This is a genomic window from Bacteroidota bacterium (assembly GCA_016183775.1).
GTDB lineage: Bacteria > Bacteroidota > Bacteroidia > JABDFU01 > JABDFU01 > JABDFU01.
On the sequence record JACPDY010000080.1, the window covers coordinates 1 to 12,087 of the forward strand.

Genomic DNA, 12,087 nt, shown 5'->3' on the forward strand with positions numbered 1-12,087 from the left:
CTGGGATAATTCCTTCACACTCTCTTTGATGTGTATTGTTTTTGCGAATGACATATTGTTATATTTATAGTTTAGTCCAAAAATAATAAAAAAAATCTATTCTGCAAATATTGGACTGAATTTTATTTATAATTGGTATAAGAAATATTTTAAAAGGTCGGCCATCATTTATTTATAAATCCGGCCTTCAGAAATTTTCGTGGCAAACAAAGGGCATCGGTTAGTGAGGGCTTGTGTAAGCCTGCCTGCCGCCGCGCTGGCTTGTGCTTCGGCAGGCAGGCGATTGCAGGTACGGGTAAAGTACGTCAGCAGCGAACGCCTGTGTGCGCCAATCGTGCGGCACCGATGGCCTGTAGCTTTGCCTGAAAATTTCTGTGAGCCTTGATTTTTTTGTTACTTTTTTCATCAAGGAAAAAAGTAAGGCAAATAAGTTTTTAGGAATAAAATTGTATCGGTATCACTTCCCCTCACACAACCAGGTGTCTCTCCGCCAAGCGGGGGATCGATATAATGCGGGTTTTGCCAATACTAATATGTATGCATCCGATCGTTACTCAAACTTAATTGATAAACTATGTTTAGTGCTTACAGCTCCCCCATCTCTTTTAGCTGGTTCCCATTTCGGCATTGCTTTTACAATTCGTAAAGCTTCTTCGCTCAGGCATTCACAGCCTGAAACACCTTTTAAAATCTGAGGATCCCTCAGGTCGCCTTTTTCGCTTACAATAACTGAAACAGAAACCTCGCCTTTGCAGCCCGGGCAGTTTTTAAGATCAATAGTTTTATTAATAAATTTTTGCTGCTCTGTTTCTCCTCCAGGAAATTTTGGTGCTGTATAAGGCGCGTCAACAACAGGACTTGCAGTAGTGGTCTCAGGTTTAGACGGCCTTGTTTCTGATTCCCTTTTCATCATTTCTTCCTGTCTTTGTTCCTGTTTTGGTTCAGGTGCAGCTTTTTTGGCCTCGTCTTTGGCTTTATCCATAACTATACTTTCATCTTTTTTCCTGGATTTTTTATTGGTATCACCAAAGGCGTCATCTGCAGCTGAACGTTGGGCTGCTTTTTGTGCATCACCGGAAAGGCTTGTGTTGCCTGCCCCGGAAGGCTGTTTAAGTTCACTCTTGACTGATTTTTCTTCAGGTGTCGTTTGGGGTGGAGAAGGGGTCTCTGCCGACCCGGAGCCCTCATCCATCGCTTCTTTAGATTTTGCCGCTGATCTTTCGTCCGCACCGGATATATTTAATTCATCGGATCCGGTAGCTGCGCTGTTCGGGACAATTGTTTCACCAGCAGAAATAGATTTCTTGTTCTTATCCGATCTGTTGTCATCTTCACTTTCCGACAACCTGTCACGGTTTGTTTCTGTTTTTTGAAGAGCTTCTTTTGTGGAACTTTCAGGCTGAATTTTGTTTTGCGTTTCTACGCCTTTCTCATCATTTAAAGGCGATGTTGGTTGAACAGTTTGTTTTTCATTGTTTTCAGTTTCCGCAGGAATTTTATACGCGACAACACTTTCATTTTTATTTAAAAAGTGGTTTACAACAAACAGGCCGCAGATAAGCAAAGCGACGGAAGCGGCGGCAAGCAGCTTGTAACTGAAATTGAGCCGGATCACTTTAGGTTCTTTTTTTTGGTCTGCCGAAAAAGTAGCTTTCACCAGTTTTTTGGTGTCGGCAATAATGTTGCGGTTACTTACCAGGCTTAAGCCCTCCGTCGCGTCAACGCATAGTTCGCAATCAACAAGATGTTTTTCCACATGGTAACGCTGTTCCGGCGAAAGGTCATTGTCTATATAGTCCAATAACGTTTGCTCCGATAAGCATTGGGTTTCATTGAATAAGTTCTTATGTAGTTGTTCGCTCATGCTTGCCCAGTCATGTGTATTTTAATGTTTCGCTTACCATTCTGAATATTACTTTTAACTGTATTCAATGAATAGCCCGTTAATACAGCTATTTCCTGGTACGATTTTTCTTTCAGGTAAAACAGGTCAATACATATTTTTTGTTCTTCCTTTAAGCTGTTTATGGCCTGCTCCAATTGGTTAAGTTGTTTCTCTTTGTCGGGCTCGCTGTTAAGATGCAATTCGTAACCTGATTCCACAAAGCTTTTAAAATCTTTTTTCAACTCCTGCTGTTTCTCCGATAAAGACTTATCCGAACGCAACCGCATTAAACAGTGATTTTTAGCCACAGTATGGAGCCACCCCTTAAATTGTGTTATTTCATGTTTTTTAAGGTCGATAAGGAGTTTCTCAAAAATTTGCATAACGGCATCTTTCGCGTCATCTTCATTTTTGAGGTATTTCATACAAACACCGAACACTAAATGAGTGTATTTTTCAAACAAATGGCCTATAACCGCATTGTTGTCCGTTTTTTTATAAAGGGCAATAAGGTCGGTATCGTTATATTGGCTGTAGTTAGTTGTATCCAATTGTTTTTATAGAAGCATAAAAGTAGAAATTATTAGCCTATGATAACCGTGCGATTTCGCTATGTTTAGCCACATAATTACGAACATAAAATAAACCATAAAAAATTTCATTAAAATAGGGCAAATTTCATATATTTGGGAGGGATAAAAAGCTCACTTAAAAGCAGTTAGCATTTTGGTAAGAATTTTGTTTAATACCGTCATGAAACATCTGGCATTAATAGCTGTGGCTTTGGTTTTTTTATCAGCGCAACGTATCGATCCCAAGGAAGATACAAATGCCAAGATAAAGGCGGTATATCTATATAATTTCTCAAAGTATGTCGAGTGGCCTGAAGACTACAAGAACGGGAACTTTGTTGTTACCGTTGTGGGGCCGAGTTCATCATTATTGTCTGAACTCGATAAGATGGCACAGAAGAAAGTAGGAACTCAGCCAATTGCCGTTAAAAGTGTTTCTTCACCCTCTGCCCTGGAAAAATCCAATATCATATTTATGCCGTTTGAAAGTTCAGCGCTTTTAACGGATGTAATTAATAAGGTCAAGGGGCAGAGTACTCTTATTGTTACAGAAAAGGCGGGATTGACCAAGCAGGGCTCAGCCATCAATTTTATTATTAAGGATAATAAGCAACTGTTTGAATTGAGTAAATCAAATGCTGAACGTTATAAGTTGAAAATAAGTTCAAACTTATACGCGCTTGCGATTAAAGTGGAATAAGTATATTTAAAACTATTATTTATCATGATTAAAAAGATCATTGCCTTTCTCCTGCTTTTGTTTTCAGGTGGGATAATGAATGCTCAGCTTGATAAGCTCAGAGGCGCTTTTGTGCATACACAGGCCGGCAACCTCGATAGTGCCAAAATTTTAATTGACGCGGCGACTAAATATCCGGAAACAATGAATGACGGGCAAACCTGGTATGTAAAGGGTTTTATATACAAGGAGATATTTAAAAAACGTCAACCTGCAGATCGCGACCTGTTGGTTGCTGTGGAAGCATATGATGCCTGCAAAAGATCAATAGAGTTAGATACAGCCATTGAGACTAAAAAGAATAATCTCAGTATCATGAGAAGTTTATCGGCACTTGTAAATAACACTTTTGGCGAAACATTGGATACGGTTAACTATCAAAAATCCATTGAATGTATCAACGTACAAAAGCAGTTTGTAAAATACCTGAAACCAAAGGCAAACATTGATTCTGTCGGAACATATTACTATGGCATTATGGGCTCGTATTTCCAAACTGCTTATGAGAAAAATCCGAAGAAGAACATGAAGTTTTTGAAGATCGCGGAGGAATCATACAACAAAGTACTTATAGCTGAGCCGAATAATATTTCAGCCAATTATAATATGGGCATTATCTATTATAACCAGGCCGTAAGCCTCATCATGAATAAACTCGACTATGATTTCGATCTGGCCACTCTGAATGACATACAGGACGAGGCTGTCGTTTGGTTTAAGAAATCATTGCCGTATATGGAAAAGGCATACCAGTTAAACCCGCGCAGGAAAGAAACCCTCATTGGCTTGTCGGGTATTTATTACAGCCTGCATGATAATGATAAGTCGCAGCAGTTTCAAAAGCTTTCACAGGATCTTGATAAGCAGTAACCTGGTACAGATTCACATTACACGTAAATCAGCTATATGAAGTTTAGATTTTCAATAGGCAGGAAAATAGGTATTGGTTTTGCGATACTTATTTTGTTGACTATAAGCGCGTTTTATGTGACCCAATTAACAATTGATCAGAGTCGTGACATTAATGATAAAATAAATAAGATATATGCGCCATCAGTAAGTAAGTTGGAGAATTTTAATTTGATTTTAGTTCGTTCAAAAATGCTTATCCTTAAATGGGTTTATTTTCAAAGCGGAGATGACCACACGGAGAAGAAAGAGTTGAGAAATTTGATTTATTCCGAATATCCTAAGTTGAAAAGAGAGATAGCGACTTTGTCTAAACAGTGGTCGAATGATGAACAGGATGCAATTGACCGTATTTTTGAAATAACAGAAGAGTTAGTTAAAAAGCATGAAGAAATTATTCAAAGCATAATTTCTTGGGATTCTTATGATGATCCGAGTATAATGTTCTTAGCTAAAAATTCGGTTGACGAAAATGACATTGACGTTGGAACCAAAAGAGCATTGGATGAGCTTAAAAAATTAATTGAGATACAGCGGAAGAATTCTGTTCTTAGAAGTGATGATATGCTGGCCTCCTTCGATTTGCTCCAGACCATTGTTCGTTGGGTTACAATTGTATTGCTGGTAGGTGGAGTGTTGATCGCATCCTTTACTGTACGTTCCATTGTTAAGCCGATCCGGGAACTTAAAAGTATGTTATTGTCGATGGGACGCGGTGTTCTACCTATGTTCAGGATCAAGCAGCGTAATGATGAGATAGGTGAGATGTCGGATGCCTTGAATAACCTTATTGATGGTATGGAAGGCACAACTCAGTTTGCCAAGGAAGTGGGTAGCGGTAACTTCTTCTCTGAGTATAAGCCACTCAGTGAGGAGGATTCATTGGGTCGTGCGTTGTTAAAGATGCGTGAAGACCTGCACACCAATGAGCAGATACTGGAGGCGAAAGTTATTGAACGTACGGAAGAGGTAGTTCGTCAGAAGGAAGAGATCGGGAAACAAAATGAAAAGCTGGAGGTTCTTTATAAGCATGTTACGGACAGTATTCGTTATGCAAAGCGTTTACAGGATGCCATTTTACCTCCGGGTAATTATATAAAGCAGGTTTTGCCAAATTCATTTGTTTTATTTAAACCAAAAGATATTGTAAGCGGTGATTTTTACTGGGTATCTCAAAAAAATGCCAAAACTATCTTTGCGGCTATTGATTGTACCGGGCATGGTGTTCCCGGCGCGTTCATGTCAATTGTAGGTCACAACCTGTTAAAGCATGTGTTGAATAATACACCGCACGCGGAGCCGGCATCCATACTTGATGAAGTGAATAAGGGTGTTGCCGAGACATTGCACCAGGGTATTGATGAAACATCCACGAAAGATGGGATGGACATTGCGATGTGTGCCATTGATTACAAATCACTGGAGTTGCAGTTTTCAGGAGCTTTCAATCCTTTGTACTTGATTCGTGATGGAGCATTGCAGCAGATCAAAGCCAATAAGTTCCCGATCGGTTTTTTTGTTGATGAGGATAAAAAGAAATTTACCAATCATAAAGTACAATTGCTTAAGGGCGATTGCATTTATATTTTCTCAGATGGTTATTCCGACCAGTTTGGTGGTCCTAACGGGAAAAAATTCATGGTTAAAAAGTTTGACGAATTGATCACAAAGATCTGCAAATATCCGATGGATGAGCAAAAGTCGATCCTTGACAGAACGATTGAAGACTGGAAAGGTTCGCACGAACAGGTGGATGATATACTCGTGATGGGTGTTCGTATTGGTTGATGATTACTTGCGGTAGATGGTTAATTTTCAATTCCCTTTACGTTTACAAATAGCATACGCCTGCGGAATGCTGGGCTGGAGTATCCTTGTAAATATTGTAGGGGTAATGCTTCCTTATTTTTATTTGCCTCCTTCCAATTCAGGTTTGATCAATTTAATTCCCCAGGTGGTTATTTTAGGAGTGTTCAACCTGTTGGCCATTATTACTTCCGCAGGCCGTTTGTTTGATGCCTTTTATGACCCGCTTATAGGTCAGCTGAGTGATAGGAGCACGGGTAAGCTGGGAAGACGCATTCCATTCATGCTTGTAAGCGCCATACCTGCCATGGTTTTTTGCGGAATGATATTTCACCCCCTGACAAACACAGTGGATCAGTCAAACGCCTGGTGGCTCGTGATCACGCTTATCCTGTTTTTTGTTTCGGCTACAACGTATATAATTCCGTATAATGCCCTTATGCCTGAGCTTGCGCATACTTCCGATGAAAAGGTTCGTTTATCAACCTTCCAGCAGGTTGGTTTTGTGTTGGGCATTGTGCTTTCATCATCCGTCAATAATATTGCGGATGTGTTTCAGCAAAGTCTTCAGCCGGGACAGCGAATTGTTGCGGTGCAGTATGCCGTATGGAGCTTATCGGCAGCGGGAGTTTTTTTTATGTTCATACCGGCTTTGTTTATAAGTGAGAAAAAGTATTGTAAAGCACACCCTTCCACTTTGTCGATAATTCCCGCTATGCGGCAGGCGTTTTCAAATAAGAATTTCAGATATTATATCGCGGCTGATTTTTCGTACTATATGGCACTTTATATTATAACAAGCGGACTTCTTTATTTTTTAACTGTATTGTGTGGACTGCCTGAAGAGATGGGCGTTATATTAATGGCTACAATGGTTGGCGTATCACTTTTGTTTTATCCGTTAATTAATTTCCTTGCACATAAAATGGGGAAAAAGAAAATTGTGATGTACTCTTTTGTGATGCTTGCCTGCATTTTTGTTTTTATTTATTTCCTGGGTAAAATGCCTTTTTCATCGACAATACAAATATATACTTTGGTTATATTGGCGGGATTTCCTTTGGCTTCGTTGGGCATATTGCCACCCGCTATTTTAGCCGAGATAGCTGAACTTGATGCCAAACGAACGGGGGAGAACAAGGAAGGTCTTTACTTCGCGGTTAAGTATTTTGCTGTAAAGCTTGGACAAACATTTGGTATCGCGTTGTTCGCTACCCTTACACTTTACGGGAAAGATCCGGGTAATGATTTCGGGTTGCGCCTGAATGGTGTTTTTGGGGCAATACTATGTATACTGGCAGCCGTTGTGTTTTCGGAATTTAAAGAGATGAAGTTGAAGTGAAAATAGCCGGCTATCTCATTTTTGCGCATGCTTCGGTTACCCACATTACTTCTTTCATAAAAGAAGCGGCCCTTTTATCAATTGCGGCTTTATCAATGGGCTTGCCGGCTTCATCAAATATTTCTTCGACTTTCGCAACAGGGAATATTGCCGGAACCGTTAATGCTTTCATTTTCCAGAGGACAAATTGCAATGATGTTACCACCTGGCTGCCTCCAAATGCTCCTGCAGAAACAGTGATAAACCCAATTGGTTTATGATACCATTCATCATTTAGCAGGTCAATTACATTTTTTAAGGCGGCCGGATAGCCTCCATTATACTCTGGTGTAACTATAAGAACAGCATTCGCCTTTTTTATTTTTCCGGTAAACTCAAGGATGCTATCCGATGGAGCCTTCAGAAATTTCAGACGTTCATTGAATACAGGGAATTGGTATGTATCAAGATCAATGATCTCCGGAGTTGCAATCTTATTTTCTTCAATATAGTTCTTGAAGTATGCAGCAACCCGGTTGCTTTTACGTCCAGTGCGTACGCTGGCGGATATTATGGATATAGTATACATTTACTGGTTTTAACCGGGTGAAATTAACAAATATGTAAATGTAATATAAATAGAATAGAGAAGAGTTTAAAGGTGGGTAGCAATCCCGTTTCAATCCAGGTCCCAATGGTGATTGCTTCCATTTGAATTTTTAGACCCGCCAGGTCCAATAGGGAGTTTAAGGTAAACACCCGGAGACTTGAATGTGGTTTTCTCTATTCTGCGAATACGGAGATCAACCCCAAGAAAATAATTGCCCCATATGGAACCCTGTAATCCAAAGTGAGCACCTGATTTATTTAATTCAAATACAGGGCCGCAGGAAATGCCTGCCAATGCTATTCCTGTTTGGAATTCACTATATATTCTAAACCCGCCCGATTCAAATTCAATACCGCCATCTATACTATATGGAAAATGCTCATAATTCCAATATGCACTTTCAATGGCATAAGAAGCATATATTTTTTCGCCGCCAAAATTAATGTGTACCATCGGGCCTATAGTCATGGCTTCCTGCGAAATTCCGGCATGAGAAGATCCTATGAAGCAAAATAGTAATACCAGTAATTTTTGGTTCATTTTGTGCTATTTTAATAAGGAAAATAATTCCGTTAATTCCTCATCTGTCAGATCTCTCCACTCACCAGATTTTAACTTACCTAATTTTATATTCATTACGCGTACCCGCTGTAATTTTATTACCTGGTAATCAAATGCGTTGCACATACGGCGTATCTGGCGTTTAAGGCCTTGTGTTAAAATGATCCTGAAGATACGCTTGGCGTTGGGTTCAAGAGTGGCTATGCAGGGTTTCGTTCTTTCACCCTGAAGCTCAACCCCCGCGCATATTTCTTTTAGAAATTGTTTACGTACAGGAAGGTTGAGGGTAACAATGTATTCTTTTTCGTGCCCGTATTGAGAGTTGGCAATTTTATCTATTATCGGACCATTGTTGGTTAACAGTATCAATCCTTCTGAATCTTTATCCAGGCGGCCAATAGGGTATATGTTTTGTTCATGGCCAATGGCATCAATAATATTATCAGTGGTTTTTTCGGAAGTGCATTCAACGCCTTTGGGTTTGTTATACGCAATATATGTTGGCACAAAATCTTTTACTTCCAGCTTTTTACCATCAATCAAAACAAGGTCGTTCTCATTTATTTTGGTACTGAATGTGGCTGTTTTGCCATTTACCGTCACTCTTTTTTCTTCAATAAGAACACAGGCTTTCCGGCGCGATGTATAACCTGAATGGCCAATGTATTTATCGATCTTCATTGGATTAATTAGTGTTGGTATTAAAGAATAGGGCGACTTCTTCGGTTAATCTTTTGATGTTTACTTTTTCGATCGGATGCTGAGTGTTCGGCAAAACTATTAAGTTTGAGTTTTTTAGCTTCCGGTAAACATTAATTGTTTCCTCTAATGTAACCATTGTATCTTTATCACCGATCCCGATCAATACACTTTTTTCAATGCTTTCAAGATCATTCAGGGTTAGCGGATTTTTGTTGCCCATTTTGATCATCATTTCCGCGGTTTTATGTAAAACCGTTTTCCAATCGTTCGGAAGGTGCCGTTTTTCAAGCTGTTGAGCGAACGCGGGTATTTTTTCTTTGATCCTGGCAGCATCCAGCATTTTAATTTCGCGCTGCGCGATCTCGGGCGTCCATAAAAATTTGGTGGCCAATGTAAATACTTTGTTTATTTTTTCGGGATAATGTTTGGCCAGGTATAGTCCGACATATCCGCCCATACTATATCCGAAAATGTTGACCTTTTCAATTTTATTTTGTTGCAGGTATTTTAATACATCAGTTGAAAATTGTTCAATGGAGAATGTTTCAGGCATTGGTTCTCCCCCGTGGCCGCTAAAACTTAATGTGTGAACTGTGGACAATTCTTTCAGGTTTTCGGCCAGGGTTTGCAGTTGATCTTTTGCACCTATGGCTCCGTGTAACAGCAAAAGGTGTTGCATAAATTAAATATTATAAGGGGATTTTATATTTACGAAAGTCAATATAGATGTTTTATCCTGTTTTCTTATACCAACTCATACTGCAACCTCACCAGGCTTTTGTAAAGTCCTTCATTATTAAGCATGAGTTCTTCATGTGTTCCTGTTTCAATAACCTCACCTTTTTCGAGCACTACAATTTTATCGGCCTTGCGTATAGTAGATAAACGGTGGGCCACAACAAAGGAAGTTCGTCCTTCCATAAGTTTATCCAATGCCTCCTGCACCACACGTTCCGATTCAGAGTCGAGTGAACTTGTAGCTTCATCAAGTATGAGGATGGAAGGGTCTTTCAATACTGCGCGCGCAATTGCAATCCGCTGGCGTTGTCCGCCCGAAAGTTGAATGCCGCGTTCGCCAACAATCGTGTCAAATTTTTCAGGGAAGCTCATGATAAAATCATAGGCGTTCGCTTTTTTTGCAGCTTCAACAATTTCACCGGGTGTTGCACCGGTTTTTCCATAAGCAATATTCTCTTTGATAGTTCCGCCAAACAATAATACATCCTGGGGCACAATGGCCATTTGTTCCCGCAATTCGGTCAAACTATAATCGGTCGACCTTTTTCCGTCAATACTAATTTCCCCGCCTTGCGGCTCGTAAAAGCGAAGCAATAATGAAGTAAGTGTTGATTTACCTGATCCGCTTGGTCCCACAATAGCAATGGTTTCACCTTTTTTCGCTTCAAAAGAAACTTTTTTCAACACCTTAAATTCAGGGCGGGTTGGGTAATTGAATTCAATATTTTTAAATGCAACATTGCCTTCGAATCTTTTGCCGGTTTTTACATTTGTTACCAGTTTTATTTCTTCAGTTTCCCCATTTATCAATTCAAGTACGCGTTGTGTAGCACCAAGGGCCTTTTGTATCTGTGCGTATTGTTCGGCGATACCCCCAATAGAAGCTGACACAAATACCGTATAGAAAAGGAATGACATCATATCTTTGGCCGGCAGGGCGCCGCTAATGGTTAGCTGGGTGGCATACCACACGATGTATACTATTGTACCAAGCAGGCAGAAAATAATAAACGAGAAGAATGTGCCGCGGGCCATTCCGCCTTTCATAGCCAGTTTTAATATATTGTTTGTGCTTGATTCATATCGTTGCGCCTCGTAAGCCTCGTTAGTGAATGATTTTACATTAGCGATTCCCTGAAGACTTTCGCCGACAATAATATTTGATATGGCTACTTCGTCCTGCACACCTCTGGATATGGCCCTTATCTTTCGTCCGAAATAAACGGTTAAAACAGCCAGTAGCGGAATAGTAGCGAGCATAACTAAAGCAAGCTTAATTGATGTGACACAAATAATAGCAATGCCGCCAATAATAATAATGAGCTGGCGGATAAATTCAGCGATGTTTGTTGTAAAAGTATCCTGTATCTGGTTAATATCAGCGCTGATACGGCTGTTGAGTTCCGAAACCTGGTTTTTAGAGAAAAACACCATTGGCATTCGGATCAGCTGATTGTAAGCAGCGACTCTCAGGCCTTTTAGCATGTTTTCAGTCACATTTACGAACAGAATCACCCTGAAAAATGAGAAAACAGCCTGTAATCCGAATAAAACAAGAAGTTTAATACCAAGATCGTTAGCAATATTCTTCAGGTCGATTTTGCTGTAATCCTGGGTGCCTACAAGGCCCATCAGGTTCCCCATAAGTCGCGGGAAAATAAGGGCAGTTGCTCCGGTAAGCCCAAGGAAAAGCATACCTAATATGAATTTCCATTTATGTGGCAGCAAAAACTTCAAAATACCCGAGGCGGAGGCGAGGTTTTCCTTATTTATCTTTGCTTTTGGGAGGTTATCGGTGTCTTTTTCTTTTTTGGCCATAATAATCAGGGAGTAAATGTACTATTTAATTTGGGCCCATCCCTGCCTGAAATCACTGAAGCCGGTATGGATATGAAAGGAGGCTGTAATTGAGAAAGACGATTAATTAAACTAATTATTTTGCCATTTGAAAAAGCTTCCTATCTTTGCAAGCCTTAATAAAAATTAAGCTATGGCACAACGTACCTTTCAACCTTCGAATAGAAAAAAGAGAAACAAGCACGGATTTCGGAAGAAAATGGCCAGTGCTAATGGTCGCAGAACTATTGCTGCACGCAGAAAAAGGGGTAGAAAAAAGCTGACCGTATCAAGTACTAAACTTCATAAAGCATAAACATTGAAATTTCATTATAATCCATATTTAAACCCTCTCAATTTCGAGAGGGTTTTTTATTGCTCCTCATCCTGCCCTTTCCAAGGGAGAGG

General features: G+C 39.9%; 12 protein-coding genes. 5 read left to right on the plus strand and 7 right to left on the minus strand.

Going from position 1 to position 12,087, the window contains the following annotated elements; all coding sequences use genetic code 11:
- Positions 1–550 precede the first annotated feature (550 nt).
- Together HYU69_10050 and HYU69_10055 are read right to left on the minus strand one after the other, a co-directional pair.
- Positions 551–1,864 (minus strand): energy transducer TonB, encoded by a 1,314-nt coding sequence (locus HYU69_10050; protein MBI2270680.1) that lies wholly within the window; start codon positions 1,862–1,864, stop codon positions 551–553.
- Positions 1,861–2,436 carry a sigma-70 family RNA polymerase sigma factor gene (locus HYU69_10055; GenBank protein ID MBI2270681.1) on the minus strand — a complete coding sequence of 192 codons (576 nt, stop codon included), beginning with the start codon at positions 2,434–2,436 and terminating at the stop codon, positions 1,861–1,863. The genes HYU69_10050 and HYU69_10055 overlap by 4 nt, the downstream gene beginning before the upstream one ends.
- A gap of 202 nt (positions 2,437–2,638) precedes the next feature.
- On the opposite strand from HYU69_10055, the gene HYU69_10060 reads away from it, so the two are divergent.
- The 4 genes from HYU69_10060 to HYU69_10075 are packed head-to-tail and all read left to right on the plus strand — an operon-like array spanning position 2,639 to position 7,253.
- On the plus strand, positions 2,639–3,157 hold the full coding sequence (locus tag HYU69_10060; protein MBI2270682.1) for a YfiR family protein: 519 nt from the start codon (positions 2,639–2,641) through the stop codon (positions 3,155–3,157).
- Positions 3,158–3,181: 24 nt separating this feature from the next.
- On the plus strand, positions 3,182–4,066 hold the full coding sequence (locus HYU69_10065) for a hypothetical protein (GenBank protein ID MBI2270683.1): 885 nt from the start codon (positions 3,182–3,184) through the stop codon (positions 4,064–4,066).
- A gap of 36 nt (positions 4,067–4,102) precedes the next feature.
- Entirely contained in the window at positions 4,103–5,893 is a 1,791-nt protein-coding gene (locus tag HYU69_10070; protein MBI2270684.1) for a SpoIIE family protein phosphatase, read from the plus strand.
- Positions 5,894–5,909: 16 nt separating this feature from the next.
- Positions 5,910–7,253 (plus strand): MFS transporter, encoded by a 1,344-nt coding sequence (locus tag HYU69_10075; GenBank protein MBI2270685.1) that lies wholly within the window; start codon positions 5,910–5,912, stop codon positions 7,251–7,253.
- Positions 7,254–7,263: 10 nt separating this feature from the next.
- Here HYU69_10075 and HYU69_10080 read toward each other — a convergent pair whose 3' ends face one another.
- The 5 genes from HYU69_10080 to HYU69_10100 form a co-directional block, all read right to left on the minus strand.
- Complete coding sequence (locus HYU69_10080) at positions 7,264–7,821, minus strand: NAD(P)H-dependent oxidoreductase (protein MBI2270686.1); 558 nt, start codon at positions 7,819–7,821, stop codon at positions 7,264–7,266.
- A 90-nt stretch (positions 7,822–7,911) separates the two neighbouring features.
- On the minus strand, positions 7,912–8,382 hold the full coding sequence (locus HYU69_10085; GenBank protein ID MBI2270687.1) for a hypothetical protein: 471 nt from the start codon (positions 8,380–8,382) through the stop codon (positions 7,912–7,914).
- A 6-nt stretch (positions 8,383–8,388) separates the two neighbouring features.
- Positions 8,389–9,084: a pseudouridine synthase gene (locus HYU69_10090; GenBank protein MBI2270688.1), complete on the minus strand. Its 696-nt coding sequence runs from the start codon at positions 9,082–9,084 to the stop codon at positions 8,389–8,391.
- A 4-nt stretch (positions 9,085–9,088) separates the two neighbouring features.
- Complete coding sequence (locus HYU69_10095) at positions 9,089–9,784, minus strand: alpha/beta fold hydrolase (protein MBI2270689.1); 696 nt, start codon at positions 9,782–9,784, stop codon at positions 9,089–9,091.
- A 65-nt stretch (positions 9,785–9,849) separates the two neighbouring features.
- Positions 9,850–11,661 carry an ATP-binding cassette domain-containing protein gene (locus HYU69_10100; GenBank protein ID MBI2270690.1) on the minus strand — a complete coding sequence of 604 codons (1,812 nt, stop codon included), beginning with the start codon at positions 11,659–11,661 and terminating at the stop codon, positions 9,850–9,852.
- 172 nt (positions 11,662–11,833) lie between these two features.
- On the opposite strand from HYU69_10100, the gene rpmH reads away from it, so the two are divergent.
- The gene (rpmH, locus tag HYU69_10105) at positions 11,834–11,995 is read left to right on the plus strand and encodes a 50S ribosomal protein L34 (GenBank protein MBI2270691.1); all 162 of its coding nucleotides are present in this window, start codon (positions 11,834–11,836) and stop codon (positions 11,993–11,995) included.
- The last annotated feature ends 92 nt before the right edge of the window (positions 11,996–12,087 follow it).